The sequence below is a fragment of the Azospirillum sp. B510 genome (genome assembly GCF_000010725.1).
GTDB lineage: Bacteria > Pseudomonadota > Alphaproteobacteria > Azospirillales > Azospirillaceae > Azospirillum > Azospirillum lipoferum_B.
Map to the genome: position 1 here is coordinate 1 of NC_013858.1, position 13490 is coordinate 13490.

Consider the following 13490-nt stretch of genomic DNA (forward strand, 5'->3'; position numbering starts at 1 on the left):
AAACAAAAATATTTTAAATCAATTACTTACCCTGTTCCCCTTTCATATCCTTACTTCCTGGGGGCCGGATCCCGATCCAATGCCGCCGAAAAGCCCGCTCTGCGATCCTTACGGCTTGGGGGCGGGCTTCCTTACCGCTTGGGGGCCTGCAAGCCTTTGTGACTCCTTACATGATCTTGGACATAACCCCGCGGATCCGCTGAATCGCCTGTATCCTTACCGCCTGGGGGCCTTTGGATGTCTGGATCCGGTCTTGTCTGCCCCCAAGAGGTAAGGATGTAGCTTTCCCATAAAGCCCTGGAGAGCGGAGATCACCATTCTCCCCCAGGCAGTAAGGATAGGGGATGGAACGTGATGGCTTTCGTCCGAATCGAGTCGTGCCGATTTGGGGTGTGCAAGGCCGCGTCGAGGGGACTTCGCTTGGGATTCGCACTTTGAAAGTGCTGGCGGATCCGGCACTTCGCCGGTCTTTCCGACTCCCTTTCCCTTTTAAGAGGATTCGTCGGCGTCGAAACCCAGGGGAGTCCGCGAGTCGCAGCGAATCTTCCTTACAGCATGGGGGAAACGGCCTTACCGGGTGGGGGCGAGTCGCACACCCCCCGGGGCGTAAGGGTTCCGCCCCCAGGATGTAAGGATGAAAAGGAATCCGCGGCGCGACCCTTTCCTTACTTGTTTTTCCGGTAAGGATTGATTTAGCCTCCCACGGTTTCGGCGGAGGATGGTGATGGCGGGGACGGGGCGCGGAAAGGCGCGTGGCGCGGTGGCGGAGGAGTCCGTCCCGTTGGACGCGGCTGCGCCCATGGCGTCCGAAGTGACCAAGACCGGATCCGGCCTGGTGGTGTTGGGTCCGGAGGATTTGGCCGGCGGCGCCGTGATCGACGGCGATGGCGCGGCGGCCACCCTGCCGGTCGCGGGCCCGGAAGCGGCGGCCCCGGCCGCAGGCCTGACCGCCCGCGTCGCCAGCGCCACCTTCGAGCGCGACGGCTACAAGCATCTGATCAAGGCGGCGGAGGCGGTCTACAGCTATCCGGCCAATGGCACCCGCCTGTCGCTGCCGGCGCAGAAGATGCTGAACTTCATGATCCATCTCGCCGGCAGCCAGAATTTCGCCAACAAGCTCTACCGGCTGCCCAAGCGGGTGGTGCGCGGCAACCACAAGGGCAACGAGCGCATCTTCGACGCGCTGAAGGAGATCTTCGATTCCAGCCTGGTGGTCATCGGCCCGTTCCGTGGCCGCCGGTCGCGCGCCGAGCTGCGCATCCTCTCCAGCTATGTCCGGCCGGAGGAGGAGGAGGACAGCGACGCCGCCGACATCCATTTCCAGTTCACCGACGCCTTCCTGGAAATCCAGCGCTCGTCCCAGCTCTGGGCCAAGCTGTCCGGCCCGGCGATGGTCAAGGTCACCAGCACCTACGCGCTGAAGCTCTACGAGATCGGCATGCAGCGCTACCAGATGGATTATCCGTCGCTGGAACTGGACATCGACACGCTGCGCAAGCTGATGAATGTGCCGGAGGGCGCCTATAAGGATTTCGGCATCCTGCGCACCCGCACCATCGACCGCGCCATGGCCGAGGTGAACCAGCTCGCCCCCTTCCGCGTCAGCATGCCGGAAGACAAGATGAAGCGGAAAGGCCGCAAGATCGAGGCGGTCACCCTGGATTTCCTCGCCAAGGACGAGGAGGAGGCGGCCGAGACCTATCTGGAGCGCGAACGCCACAGCGCCGGCAGGCGGGCGCGGCGCATCGGCAAGGTCGACACCGTGGCTCCTGCCGACCCGGTGGAGGCCGGCCTCGCCGATCTCGGCCCGCTGCCCGACGCCGACGACGTGACGGCGCTGTGGGCCGCCGTCCTGCACGCCCTGAAGGGCAAGGTTCCCGCCCCGCTGCTGGCCGAACTGGAGCCGGACCGGGTGGAGGAGGCTCCCCAGGGCGGCCGCCGCCTCGTGCTGAAGGCCAAGAACGCCGCCGTCGCCGACACCGCCCGCATGAACCACTGGCCGAGCCTGAAATCAGCCCTGTCCTCGTTGACCGCCGGGATGATCGAGGATGTCGCCTTCGAGGTGGCGGCCCGCAAGGCGAAGGCTGCGAAGGTGGGCTCCCCCGAGGCGTAAGGATCGGGGCCTTCCGCTTCCCATCGGATAGCGTCATGCGCCTTTCCTAACCGTCATCCCCGCGACGCTCGCCAGCACTCCGCCACCGCTGATCGCCGCAAGTCCGATCAGCGACGGAGCGGTCAGCACATCGTCGAACAGCAAGGCGGCAAGCAGAACGCCGAAGCCGGCTCCCCAATAGCCGATCTGGCTGAACGTGACTGATCCGGCAACCTTCTGCAGGCTGAAATTCAGGACATAGGACAGCGCCGAAACCAGGACGAATCCGACAAGCCAAGGCCCGAGGACAGGATCAGTGAAGTGCCACCGGCTGGTGGGACCGAACAGCGGCGCGAGAATCGCCATCACCACGCTCGATGTGAACAGGGTTGCGCAGGCGAAGGCCGGGGCCGAGGCACCTTTCGGCCAGAAGGCCGAACGGATGATGTTGCCGGTCGCCGTACAGGCTGGAATCAGCAAACCGATCAACACCCAGATCGGCTCGGCGAAGTCGATCGCAGCCAGTTGCTGCTGCACAATCGCCATCATGCCGAACAGTCCGATCATGACACCGGCCGATCTCCGGATGGTCATCCGTTCCAGCCCGATTCCGGCGGCGAAGCCCATGGTCAGGATGGGCGACAGCGAATAGACCGTCGCCGTATAGGCGGGGCCGACCCGATCCACGACATGGAAGGACAGAATGGTCGGAAGCGCGACCGACACGATGCCGAGGACCAGATAGAGAAGGGGAGTACGACAGGCCGACGACAAAGACTCTCCTCGCGCCGCCAGCCACCCGGAGAGCAGAAGGCCGGCGCCCAGATTGCCGACGATGCCGAGCTGGAACGGATCGGCTCCGGCGGAGAGCGCCGCCTTGGAAACCATGATCTTCGACGCGAACAGGAAGCCGCACAGGCACAGCAGCGTCAGCGGCACGAAGGCGGGCGTACGTGCCGCTTTGCTCTGGGTTTCCGCCTGCGCCTCGGTCTGGAAATGCGCCATGGCCTTGATCGATCCCTCCACACAGGTATCTTTGCGAGAAGATAATCCGCGGAGTTATCTTTGTGTCAAGACAACTATATCAACCATCGGACGAGCGCGACGGTGTGGACGACCGTCGGGAGCAATGGGCGCGCGAGCTTCCGGACGTGGACACGCGTGGCATGGCGATTCTCGGCCGTGCGCGGCGGCTGGCGCTTCTGGTCCGGCCGCGGATCGATGCCGTTCTTGCGTCGCATGGCCTGGACGCCGGCGAGGCGGATGTTTTGTTCACCCTTCTTCGCGCTGGGCCGCCTTATCGGCTCCGCCCCACGGAACTGTTCAAATCGATGATGGTCTCCTCCGGCGGCATGACCCACCGTCTCAACAAGCTGTCGCAGGCGGGACTGATCGAACGCCGGCCTGCCGAGGAGGATGGCCGGAGCCTTCTGGTTCAACTGAGCGAGGAGGGCCGGCGGAAAGCCGAAGCCGCCTTCCGGGACGATATGGCTTTGGAGGCGGGGTTTCTGGCCGGCTTGTCGGATGCCGAGCAGGAGCAGCTTGCCGCCCTGCTGCGCCGTCTTGAAGGAACACTGGCCATCGACTCCTGATGATTGAGGCCGGTGATCGGGGGGGGCCGCAACGCGCCACCATCCGCAAACCCTGCAATCCTCGGGCTGCCGGTGAGGCGGGGGGAGCGGCCGGGGTGGCGAATGGAACAGCCGCCGGAATCCGTTCCACGCTGTTCCATCCCCCAAGCGGTAAGGATCGGCGGAGTCCTCCCCCGCCGATCCCCTCAAACCCTCAGCCCTGCTTGGCCTTCAGCGCCGCCAGACGGTCGGACAGGCTGGTCGGCGCGGTCTTGCCCGACGCGGCGGCGAGGGCGGCGGCGATGTTCGGGTCTTCCTTCTCGGGGGCCGACGGGCGCAGCAGCTTGGCCTTGGCGTTGGCGGCCTCGGCGGCGGCCAGATCCTTGGCGGCGGTGTCCTGCATCGCCTTCAGCGCGACGGTCAGGCCGCTGGTGGCGCCGGCGAGGCCGGCGGCCTGGCGGGCGGCTTCGGCCTGGCGCTCGGCCATGGCGCGCTGCTGGTCGGCGCGGCCCATGTCGCGCTGGGCGCGGGTCAGGTCGGCGCGGGCGGACTTCAGCTTGGCGCCGGCATCGGCATAGTTCTTTTCCAGCATTTCCAGGAACTCTTGCGCCTCGACCGCGTCGCGGACCTCGCGCTCGATGTCGGGGGCCATCTCCTCCAGCATGGCGACGATGGTCTCCAGGCTCTTTTCCAGCCCGGCCTTGCGGGCGGGATCGGTCTCGGCGTCGATCTGCTGCTGGAGATGCTCGGCGGCGGCCATGCGCTGGGCCGACAGCGCCTTGATCTCGTCGGCCTCGCGCTGCTCGCGGTCATGGATGGCGCGGGCTTCCGCCACCTGCCGGCCCAGCTGGTCGAGATGCTGCTCCATGGTCCGCAGCTCCGCCTCGGTCGCGGACTTCGGATCCCAGCGCACCAGCGTCTCCATGGCGCCCTGAACGGCCTGGTCGGTCTTGACACCCAGAAGGTTGCGGATGAAGGCAAGCATGGCTCATTCCTGTCGAAGAAGGGTTGTTGGAGGCGCCGGCGCGGCAGACCGCGCGAAACGCGTCGCTTGCACAGATGGGGAGGCGGCGATCCGGGAACCAGACCCCCATCCTTACCTCTCGGGGGCGTTTTTTTGGCCGCCCTTATCCCGCCATCTTTATCCGGCCATGGCGGCGGCGTTGATCAGCGCCACCCCCAGCTGGATCCCGACCAGCGTCGCCGCCGACGCGATGTTGCCGGATTCGATCTGGCCGCGCAGGTCGCGGATCAGCAGCGTGGCCACGGCGAAGGCGACCAGTTGCAGGATCACCGCCACCACGCCCCACAGGACGATGTCCAGCACGACGCTGCTGGTCGCCAGCGTCGCCGCCAACGGGATGGCGAGCGCCACGATGGAGCCGCCCAGCGTCAGGCCGCCGGCGGCATTCCCCTCCGCCACCAGCCGGCCCTCGTCGAAGGGGGTGATGCGGGTGTAGACGAAGACGCCGGCCGCCAGCAGCGCCAGCGTGACGGCAAGCTGGACCAGCAGCACCGGCAGGCCGGTGCCGAGCGCGGTCAGGATGGAACCGAAGGTGCTTTCCATGGGGCCGGCACTCTTGTCGTGTGGGTTAGGACAGGGAGAGGGAGGCGGGATTGACGTCGATGCCGGCGGCGATCTCGACCGACGCCCGGCCGGACCGTTCCACCGCCTCCACCAGGATATATTCGGTGGCGGGCGCCGGGGATGCCGCCCCGGTTGAGGCGCCATACAGCATCGACCGGCTGGTCACCGTCTCGGTCCCGCGCAGGGTCTGCCGCGCCTCGCCGAGGGTGAAGGGCTGGATGCGGCTGGCGCCCGGCTGCCAGACGCGGGGATAGAGCTTGCCGTCCTTGGTCTGGAATTCCGGCCAGCCGATCATCCCCTCCGCATCGTCCAGCCAGAATCCCCACTCGCCCTCGTCGGCCGGGGTGACGCTGTCGATGGGCGTGAAATAGCGGCATTCGTCCGGTTGCCCGTCCGGGCCGAGATGGATCTGGAAGAATCCTCCCCCCGGCAGATGCAGGCGGTAGACGGTGGCCGGGCCGGAGGTGACGGTGCCGACCGCCTCGATCGACACCAGCCGGTCGGTGCCGGTGTCCGGCGCCTTGACCTTGGTCGTGCCCTCCGCCAGCAGGAAGGGGGTGGGGTCGACGGTGACCGTCATGCCCAGCCGGAACAGCGACGGGCTGTAGGCCTTGCCGCTGAGCTTCTGGTTCACGTAATTGCCGAGCGTTCCGAACAGGGGCACGTTCGATCCTCCGTTGGAGACAGCGTTGGAAACAGGGGCCTCGGAGACCGGGGTGGATTTGGCGGGAGCGTCCATCCGCCGCCGCGCCCGCCACAGCAGGAACAGTACGGCACCCCCCAGCAGCAGCAGGCCCCACCACCAGAAGCCGTGTCCGGACCTGCGGGGCGCCTGGGATGCCTGGGCGGCGCTGGCGCTGTCCACCGAGCTTGCCGAATCGGCGCGGGCCAGGGTCGCCGGCACGTCGGGCGGCAGCTTGCCGGCCTCGCGCGGGGCGCCGGACTGGGCGGCGACCGACTGGTCGAGCTGATCCAGCTTGGCGCGCAGATCCGCATTGTCGCGGGCCAGCCGGTCGGCCTCCTGCCGCCATTCGCGATAGCCGGGGTCGTCGGCGTTGTTGTGGAAGAAGGCGGCATGGCCCGGCCGGGTCAGCGTGTCGAGCATGAACCACAGGAACAGCCCGTCCCAGATGCCGAAGCGGCGTGGGGCGCTGACGGTGTAGGGCGGCGGGGCCCAGCCATAGCCACCGTAAGGATTGGCGGGCGCCGGCCGGGTGGACGGGGTGCGGTAGGACGATCCGCCCCAGCCCCAGCTCCATCCGGAACCGCCGGTGCCGCTCCCTTGGGAGGAGGTTTGGGAGGATGCGGCCGGCTGGGTCGGGGGCGTGCGGTCGGCCTCCTGCTTGGCGCGGTAGCGGTTCAGCGCGTCGGCCGAGCCCTGCTGGCTGAAAGCCTTGTCACCGGCCGAACTGGGAGCGGAGCCGGATGGCGCGGCGACCGACGGGCTGCCGCTGCTGTCCGTCGAGGGGGTGCGTGATGCGGAGGGGCGGGAGTAGCCGCCACTGCCGCCGCTTCCGCCGCTGACGGAGGGGGTGCGCGACGGCCGTGAATAGCCGCCCGACGACCGGCTGCTGGAACCGGCGCGGGCCTCGGCCTGCTGCGGCGCCAGGGCGACGGCCGCCGCCGTGGCGGCGATGGCGAGCGGAGCGGGAGCGGCAAGGACGGCGCCGACGGGGGCGGCCAATGGCTGCACCGTCATCAGAAGGGCGACGGCGGCGGCGCGCCATCGCGCTGTCCAGCGGTCCTGACACCGTGCGGGCCTGACGGGCTTCGCGGTTTGCGTCATCTTCCTCTCGCGCGTCATCCGGAGCCGGCTCAACCGGCCCTTCCGGCGATTCGTCGCGCGAGCGTAGGCAGATACGCGGCGGCGCTCAAGGGATTAACCTTTGGGCGCCGGATCTTGACAGAGCCGGTTACGACACCATGGACGCCGTCCGGCTGCCCTGCCCCGTTGGTTCGGGTTGCGACGGACGCGGAGTCGCCGGCCCGCCGGCGGCGGTGACGAGACGGTCGCTCGCCGCCTCCAGCCGCTCCTCCAGATCGCGCATCGCCTCGGCGCGCGGACGGCCGGGCATGATCGGCGGCAGGAACTCCACCACCACCGTGCCGGGACGCTTCAGGAAGCTGTGGCGCGGCCAATAGAGGCCGGCGTTCAGCGCCATCGGCACGATGGGAAGGTCCAGGCTTTCATAGAGCACGCCGACGCCGATCCGGTAGGGCCGGTAGGCGCCCGGCGCCACGCGGGTGCCCTGGGGAAAGATCACGATCGGGCGCCCCTCGTCCCGCACCGGGCGGGAGTTGCGGATCAGCGACTTGATCGCCGCCCCTCCGGCGCCGCGGTCGACCGGGATCATCCGCGCCTTGGCGGCGTACCAGCCCCAGATCGGGATCCACATCAGCTCGCGCTTCAGGATGATCGCCGGATCCGTCACCAGCAGGTGGAGCTTCATCGTCTCCCAGGCCGACTGATGCTTGGCGGCCAGCAGGAACGGACCATCCGGCAGATTCTCGCGCCCCCGCACCTCGTAACGGATGCCGACCAGCGTACGCTCCAGCCAGCCGACCGTGCGCAGGTACCAGACCACGACCGCCACCATCCGCGGGCGCGGCAGCAGCAGCATCCACAGCAGGGCGAAACACATCAGCGCGGTCCAGAGATGGAACGCGATGTTGAAGGCGAGGGACCGGATCCAGATCATGGCCGGCAACTTGTCAGGTCTTCGCCGACTTCTCAAGTATTCCGCGCGGGTGGGAGAGGGCGGCCGGGAGATGGGGCGGGGTGGACTCCGCTCCGCGCCGGGTGCATTGTCCCCGGCGCGGAGGGTTGACGACGCTGTGGTGGGACCGTGATTCGTTTCGAGAATGTCGGCTTGCGCTACGGCACCGAGGCGGAGGTGCTGCGCGACATCAGCTTCACCCTGCGGCCGGGATCCTTCCATTTCCTGACCGGCGCCAGCGGGGCGGGCAAATCGTCGCTGCTGAAGCTGATGTATCTGGCCCACCGGCCCTCGCGCGGGCTGGTCACCCTGTTCGGCCGCGACATGGCGCTGGCGACCCGGCGCGACCTGCCGGAGCTGCGCCGCCAGATCGGCGTGGTGTTCCAGGATTTCGCGCTGCTCGACCATCTGTCGGCTCTGGACAATGTGGCGCTGCCGCTGCGCATGGCCGGCACCCGGGAAGCCGACGTCGTCGCCCATTGCAGCGAGATCCTGCGCTGGGTCGGGCTGGGCGGCCATCTGCATGCCAAGCCGTCCACCCTGTCGGGCGGGCAGAAGCAGCGGGTCGCCATCGCGCGGTCGGTGATCAACCGGCCGCGGCTGCTGCTGGCCGACGAGCCGACCGGCAATGTCGATGACGGCATCGGCATGCGGCTGCTCTATCTGTTCGAGGAACTCTACAAGCTGGGAACCACCGTGGTGATCGCCACCCACAACGAGGCGCTGATCCGCCGCTTCGACCATCCGCGCCTGCATCTCGACAATGGCCGGCTGCTGGTTCTGCCCCCGCGCGGCAACCGGGGGCAAGATGGCCGGGGGCAAGATGGCCGGTTACAGGATGCGCGGCCAAACGATCAGCAGTGGGAGTAGCGGCATGGCGTTGCGTCCCGTGCGGCCCCGCTCCGACCTGCCGCTGGCGGTCGATCCCTCCTCGCGCTTTCTCGGCTGGATCACCGCGCTGATGGCATTCCTGGCGGTGCTGGCGCTGGCCGGCGCCATGCTGGTGTCGGACATGGCCCAGCGCTGGGACAGCGGGCTGGCCGGCGGGCTGACCGTGCAGGTGGCGCCGATGCCGGGCGCCCCCGTCGCTCCGCTGGACGAGCGGGCGGAGGCGGCGCTGACCGTCCTGCGCTCCTCCCCCGGTATCCGCTCGGCGACCCTGCTGAGCGGCGGCGAGATCGCCCGCTTGCTGGAGCCGTGGCTGGGGGCCGGCGCCTCCGACCCGTTGTTGCCGATGCCGCGCCTGATCGACGTCGTCGTCGATGGGCCGGTCGATGTCGCGGCCTTGCGTCTGCGCCTGACCTCCGCCGCGCCGGGGGCGACGTTGGACGACCATGCGGTGTGGTTGGCCGATTTGCGCTCCTTCGCCGGGGCGATCCGGTTGACGGCCCTGGGCGTGGTGGTCCTGATCGGAGCGGCGGCGGTGATGACCGTGGTCTTCGCCGTGCGCACCGGTCTCGCCATCCACCGTCCGGTGGTCGAACTGCTGCATCTGATGGGCGCCACCGACCGCTATGTCTCCCGCCAGTTCGAGCGGCATGTGGTGGGGTTGAGCCTGCGCGGCGGTGGGGTCGGGCTGCTGCTGGCCTGCGGCGCGCTGTATGGGCTGCATCGCGCCTCCCAGGGGCTGCGGGCCAGCCTGCTGCCCGACCTGACGCTCGATCCCTGGCAATGGGCGGTCCTGCTGCTGGTGCCGGGAATCCTGGCCCTGCTGGCGCTGGTGACCGCGCGCTGGACGGTGCTCCGTACGCTGGAGTCGATGCCATGACGCAGGCTGCGAGATGAGCGCGATCGACCGCCGCCGCCGCGGCGGGATGATGGCTCGGGCGATCACGCATCTGATGGCCGGGCTGCTGGCGCTGGCGGCCGCCTGGCTGGCCGGGCTGTTCTGGTATGCCGCCGACATTCCGCGCTCGTCCCCCACCGGTGCCGAGGCGGAACGGCTGACCGACGCCATCGTCGTGCTGACCGGGGGCAGGAACCGGCTGAGCACCGGGCTGGAACTGCTGGCCGCCGGACGGGCGAAGAAACTGTTCGTGTCGGGCGTCTATGACGGGGTGGAGGTGCAGGAACTGCTGAAGCTTTCCCGCCATTCGCCCACCGAAATGGAATGCTGCATCACGCTGGGCTATTCCGCCGACAGCACCATTGGCAATGCCTATGAGACGGCGGACTGGATGCATGACCAGGGATTCCACTCGCTGCGGCTGGTGACGGCCAACTACCACATGCGCCGCAGCCTGCTGGAATTGTCGATGGCGATGCCGGATGTGGACCTGCTCCCCCATCCCGTCGTCGCTCCCACCGTCCATCTGGATGATTGGTGGATGTGGCCCGGCACCGCCAACCTGCTGGTCACCGAATACAACAAGCTGCTGGTGGTCGGGCTGCGCTGGATGGTCCGCCGCCTGATCCGGGATTGATCCGGAATCGGTTCGGGCGATCGAGGGCGCACACAAAAGCGAATGAGAATGACTTGCAATTGATGGCGGGCGGGCGTATGGTCCGGTTCAGGGTTCACGCCCGGACATCGCCGACCGCAACGTCCGTCCAGCAAGAAAGACTCGCCATGCACGACAGCGCCGTCTCCGCTCCCGCCTCCTTCATCGCCGCATCCCTGCCGGTGGTCGAATCCGCCCGTCTGATGTCGGGCAGTCGCGAGATCGTGATCCAGCACGCCGGGCAGAGCTATCGCCTGCGCGTGACCCGTGCCAACAAGCTGATCCTCACCAAATAAAAGAGCTTCAAAAGAACCTTCCGGGAAAAACGCCATCGGGAATGGGCGTCGGCCATGCTGGTCCGGCGCCCATTTTCGTTGCGGATCGACAACTATGCCCGGCCTTGCACCTCATAGCCGGCATCCTCGATGGCCTGACGGATGGCGGATTCGTCCGCGCCGCCTTCAATGGCGACCTGGCCGGCCGCCAGATCGACCGAAGCCCGGTCCACGGCGGGCAACGCCTCCACGGCCCTGGTCACCGTTTGGGCGCAGTGGCCGCAGGTCATGCCGGAAACCTTCAGCGTCAGCATGGGCTTTCTCCCTTGGTGGTATGGTCATGAACACCGATGCGGCAGGCTGCGCCTTCGAGCGGTTGGAAGGTCAAGCGGTATCCGCGGTTCCGCTACCGGCGTACCGGCGGAAACAGGCCCCCCTTCACCATTATCTCTGTTTCGAGATGATATCTTGAATAAGAGATATGTGATTGGCCATTTATCTCATTATAGAGAAATTTTTCCCGCCACGGGTTTTGTGTGCGGTGCAAAAAGTCAGCAAGGTCAAAGATTTCGCCTGCGACAACTGGCGACTCCCCATTGGCACGAGCTTTGCTATCTTTGGCGGTGCAGACCTGTAACGGGTCCATCATAAGAGCCGCGTCGGCTGTTTCAGCCGCAAAGCCAACGAACGGCATCCTTGACGTCGACCGTCCGAAAAAATCAATCGAGGGAGCACCGTCCAAATGAGTTTCCTGATCTGCTTGGGGGCGCTCGCGTTCCTGATGCTGGTCGCCTATCGGGGCTTCAGCGTCATCCTTTTCGCTCCGGTGGCGGCGCTGGGGGCCGTGCTGCTGACCGATCCGTCCGCCGTGCCGCCGGTCTTCACCGGCCTGTTCATGGACAAGATGGTCGGCTTCGTGAAGCTGTATTTCCCGGTCTTCCTGCTGGGTGCCGTGTTCGGCAAGGTGATCGAGCTGTCCGGCTTTTCCAAGTCGATCGTCTCGGCCGTGATCAAGCTGGTCGGGCGCGAGCGTGCGGTGACCTCCATCGTGCTGGTCTGCCTGCTGCTGACCTATGGTGGCGTGTCGCTGTTTGTCGTGGTCTTCGCGGTCTATCCCTTCGCGGCCGAGATGTTCCGGCAGGGCGACATCCCCAAGCGCCTGATTCCCGGCGTGGTGGCGCTCGGCGCCTTCACCGTCACCATGGACGCGCTGCCGGGCACGCCGCAGATCCAGAACATCATCCCCACAACCTTCTTCAAGACCGACGCCTATGCCGCTCCCTGGCTGGGCCTGATCGGCTCGGTCTTCATCCTGGTGGTCGGGCTGCTCTATCTGGAATGGCGTGTCCGTTCGGCCATCGCGCGTGGCGAGGGCTATGGCGGCGGCCACAGCAACGAACCGGAGCCGGTCGCCTCGGAGGTCTTGCCGAATCCGATCCTGGCCCTGTCGCCGCTGGTCGCCGTCGGCGTGCTGAACAAGCTGTTCACCATGGCGATCCCCGGCGTGTACGGCGCCACCAACGAGGTGGCGCTGACCCCCGGCGCCAAGCCGCTGGTGACCCAGGTTACCGCCGTCGCCGGGATCTGGGCGGTGGAAGGGGCGTTGCTTTGCGGCATCCTGATCGTGCTGGCCTTCGCCTGGACGCCGGTGTCCCGCCGTTTCGCCGAAGGCACCAAGGCCGCCATCGGCGGCTCGCTGCTGGCCTCGATGAATACGGCGTCGGAATATGGCTTCGGTGCGGTGATCGCGGCGCTGCCGGGCTTCCTGGTCATCCGCGACGCGCTGTCCGCCATCCCCAATCCGCTGGTGAACGAGGCGGTGACCGTCACCGCACTGGCCGGCATCACCGGGTCGGCGTCCGGCGGCATGAGCATCGCGCTGGCGGCGATGGCCGACCAGTTCATCGCCGCCGCCAACGCCGCCGGCATTCCGATGGAGGTGCTGCACCGCGTCGCCTCCATGGCCAGCGGCGGCATGGACACCCTGCCGCACAATGGCGCCGTCATCACCCTGCTGGGCGTCACCGGCTTGACGCACCGGCAATCCTACGGCGACATCTTCGCCGTCACCTGCATCAAGACGCTGGCGGTCTTTTTCGTGATCGCCGTCTACTACCTGACTGGGATCGTCTGATGATGAACAAACTCGTAACCCTCGAAGAGGCCGTCGCGCGCATTCCCGACGGCGCTTCCCTGCTGATCGGCGGCTTCATGGCCGTCGGCGGCCCCAACCGGTTGGTGGACGAACTGATCCGCCAGGGCAAGCGCGACCTCACCCTCATCGCCAACGACACCGCCCGGCCCAACAACGGCCTGGGCAAGCTGGTGGTGGCGAAGCTGGCGCGCCGCGTCGTCACCAGCCACATCGGCCTGAACCCCGAGACGCAGAAGCAGATGATCGCCGGTGACATCGAGGTGGAACTGGTGCCGCAGGGCACGCTGGCCGAGCGCATCCGTGCCGGCGGCGTCGGGCTGGGCGGTGTGCTGACCCCGACCGGCGTCGGCACCACCGTGGAGGAGGGCAAGCGCAAGGTCGAGATCGACGGCGTCTACTATCTGCTGGAGATGCCGATCAAGGCCGACTTCGCCCTGATCGCCGCCAAACAGGCCGACCTGTACGGCAACCTGACCTACGCGCTGACCGCCCGCAACTTCAACCCGCTGATGGCGATGGCCGGCGCGACCGTGATCGCCGAGGCCGAGGACATCCTGCCCGTCGGCTGCATCCCGCCCGACGCGGTGATGACGCCGTCGGTGCTGGTCGACCATATCGTCACCGCCACGCCGCGCTGATCGGGGAGTATCG

General features: G+C 67.3%; 15 protein-coding genes. 8 read left to right on the forward strand and 7 right to left on the reverse strand.

What is annotated here, in order from left to right:
* The first annotated feature begins 799 nt into the window (after positions 1–799).
* Complete coding sequence (locus AZL_RS27325; RefSeq protein ID WP_247894521.1) at positions 800–2113, forward strand: replication initiation protein; 1314 nt, start codon at positions 800–802, stop codon at positions 2111–2113.
* A 33-nt stretch (positions 2114–2146) separates the two neighbouring features.
* Here the strand turns inward: AZL_RS27325 and AZL_RS27330 are convergent, their stop codons facing one another.
* Positions 2147–3097 carry a DMT family transporter gene (locus tag AZL_RS27330; RefSeq protein WP_148219686.1) on the reverse strand — a complete coding sequence of 317 codons (951 nt, stop codon included), beginning with the start codon at positions 3095–3097 and terminating at the stop codon, positions 2147–2149.
* Positions 3098–3159: 62 nt separating this feature from the next.
* On the opposite strand from AZL_RS27330, the gene AZL_RS27335 reads away from it, so the two are divergent.
* Positions 3160–3684 carry a MarR family winged helix-turn-helix transcriptional regulator gene (locus AZL_RS27335; RefSeq protein WP_012977638.1) on the forward strand — a complete coding sequence of 175 codons (525 nt, stop codon included), beginning with the start codon at positions 3160–3162 and terminating at the stop codon, positions 3682–3684.
* Positions 3685–3877: 193 nt separating this feature from the next.
* Here AZL_RS27335 and AZL_RS37450 read toward each other — a convergent pair whose 3' ends face one another.
* From AZL_RS37450 to AZL_RS27355, 4 genes are all read right to left on the reverse strand, one after another.
* The gene (locus tag AZL_RS37450) at positions 3878–4648 is read right to left on the reverse strand and encodes a hypothetical protein (protein WP_012977639.1); all 771 of its coding nucleotides are present in this window, start codon (positions 4646–4648) and stop codon (positions 3878–3880) included.
* A gap of 156 nt (positions 4649–4804) precedes the next feature.
* Complete coding sequence (locus AZL_RS27345) at positions 4805–5230, reverse strand: DUF350 domain-containing protein (protein ID WP_012977640.1); 426 nt, start codon at positions 5228–5230, stop codon at positions 4805–4807.
* A 25-nt stretch (positions 5231–5255) separates the two neighbouring features.
* Positions 5256–7037, reverse strand: coding sequence for a DUF2491 family protein (locus AZL_RS27350; protein ID WP_148219688.1), 1782 nt, complete (start codon positions 7035–7037; stop codon positions 5256–5258).
* Positions 7038–7164: 127 nt separating this feature from the next.
* A complete protein-coding gene (locus tag AZL_RS27355) occupies positions 7165–7950 on the reverse strand; it encodes a lysophospholipid acyltransferase family protein (protein ID WP_012977642.1) in 786 nt (261 codons plus the stop codon).
* A 147-nt stretch (positions 7951–8097) separates the two neighbouring features.
* On the opposite strand from AZL_RS27355, the gene ftsE reads away from it, so the two are divergent.
* The 4 genes from ftsE to hemP all read left to right on the forward strand — a co-directional run bounded on the left by ftsE (position 8098) and on the right by hemP (position 10705).
* Entirely contained in the window at positions 8098–8838 is a 741-nt protein-coding gene (gene ftsE / locus AZL_RS27360) for a cell division ATP-binding protein FtsE (protein WP_012977643.1), read from the forward strand.
* Between the two features lie 4 nt (positions 8839–8842).
* The gene (locus AZL_RS27365; RefSeq protein WP_012977644.1) at positions 8843–9736 is read left to right on the forward strand and encodes a cell division protein FtsX; all 894 of its coding nucleotides are present in this window, start codon (positions 8843–8845) and stop codon (positions 9734–9736) included.
* Positions 9737–9749: 13 nt separating this feature from the next.
* Positions 9750–10391, forward strand: a complete 642-nt coding sequence (locus AZL_RS27370; protein ID WP_012977645.1) for a YdcF family protein — start codon at positions 9750–9752, stop codon at positions 10389–10391.
* Positions 10392–10537: 146 nt separating this feature from the next.
* On the forward strand, positions 10538–10705 hold the full coding sequence (gene hemP / locus AZL_RS34875) for a hemin uptake protein HemP (RefSeq protein WP_085091948.1): 168 nt from the start codon (positions 10538–10540) through the stop codon (positions 10703–10705).
* A gap of 92 nt (positions 10706–10797) precedes the next feature.
* Here the strand turns inward: hemP and AZL_RS27375 are convergent, their stop codons facing one another.
* Both AZL_RS27375 and AZL_RS35890 read right to left on the reverse strand, forming a co-directional pair.
* Positions 10798–10998, reverse strand: coding sequence for a heavy-metal-associated domain-containing protein (locus AZL_RS27375; protein WP_012977646.1), 201 nt, complete (start codon positions 10996–10998; stop codon positions 10798–10800).
* Between the two features lie 92 nt (positions 10999–11090).
* Complete coding sequence (locus tag AZL_RS35890; protein ID WP_148219689.1) at positions 11091–11378, reverse strand: hypothetical protein; 288 nt, start codon at positions 11376–11378, stop codon at positions 11091–11093.
* Between the two features lie 48 nt (positions 11379–11426).
* Here AZL_RS35890 and AZL_RS27380 point away from each other — a divergent pair, with 48 nt between their 5' ends.
* Positions 11427–12818, forward strand: a complete 1392-nt coding sequence (locus AZL_RS27380) for a GntP family permease (RefSeq protein WP_012977647.1) — start codon at positions 11427–11429, stop codon at positions 12816–12818.
* Between the two features lie 2 nt (positions 12819–12820).
* Positions 12821–13477: a CoA transferase subunit A gene (locus AZL_RS27385; protein WP_012977648.1), complete on the forward strand. Its 657-nt coding sequence runs from the start codon at positions 12821–12823 to the stop codon at positions 13475–13477.
* Positions 13478–13490 lie beyond the last annotated feature (13 nt).

Excerpts from the sequence above, each read along its gene's own strand:
- AZL_RS27325 (WP_247894521.1), top strand. The coding sequence starts at position 800 with ATGGCGTCCGAAGTGACCAAGACCGGATCCGGCCTGGTGGTGTTGGGT.
- AZL_RS27330 (WP_148219686.1), bottom strand. The coding sequence starts at position 3,097 with ATGGCGCATTTCCAGACCGAGGCGCAGGCGGAAACCCAGAGCAAAGCG.
- AZL_RS37450 (WP_012977639.1), bottom strand. The coding sequence starts at position 4,648 with ATGCTTGCCTTCATCCGCAACCTTCTGGGTGTCAAGACCGACCAGGCC.
- AZL_RS27345 (WP_012977640.1), bottom strand. The coding sequence starts at position 5,230 with ATGGAAAGCACCTTCGGTTCCATCCTGACCGCGCTCGGCACCGGCCTG.
- AZL_RS27350 (WP_148219688.1), bottom strand. The coding sequence starts at position 7,037 with ATGACGCAAACCGCGAAGCCCGTCAGGCCCGCACGGTGTCAGGACCGC.
- AZL_RS27355 (WP_012977642.1), bottom strand. The coding sequence starts at position 7,950 with ATGATCTGGATCCGGTCCCTCGCCTTCAACATCGCGTTCCATCTCTGG.
- AZL_RS27365 (WP_012977644.1), top strand. The coding sequence starts at position 8,843 with ATGGCGTTGCGTCCCGTGCGGCCCCGCTCCGACCTGCCGCTGGCGGTC.
- AZL_RS27370 (WP_012977645.1), top strand. The coding sequence starts at position 9,750 with ATGAGCGCGATCGACCGCCGCCGCCGCGGCGGGATGATGGCTCGGGCG.
- hemP (WP_085091948.1), top strand. The coding sequence starts at position 10,538 with ATGCACGACAGCGCCGTCTCCGCTCCCGCCTCCTTCATCGCCGCATCC.
- AZL_RS27375 (WP_012977646.1), bottom strand. The coding sequence starts at position 10,998 with ATGCTGACGCTGAAGGTTTCCGGCATGACCTGCGGCCACTGCGCCCAA.
- AZL_RS35890 (WP_148219689.1), bottom strand. The coding sequence starts at position 11,378 with ATGCCGTTCGTTGGCTTTGCGGCTGAAACAGCCGACGCGGCTCTTATG.
- AZL_RS27380 (WP_012977647.1), top strand. The coding sequence starts at position 11,427 with ATGAGTTTCCTGATCTGCTTGGGGGCGCTCGCGTTCCTGATGCTGGTC.
- AZL_RS27385 (WP_012977648.1), top strand. The coding sequence starts at position 12,821 with ATGAACAAACTCGTAACCCTCGAAGAGGCCGTCGCGCGCATTCCCGAC.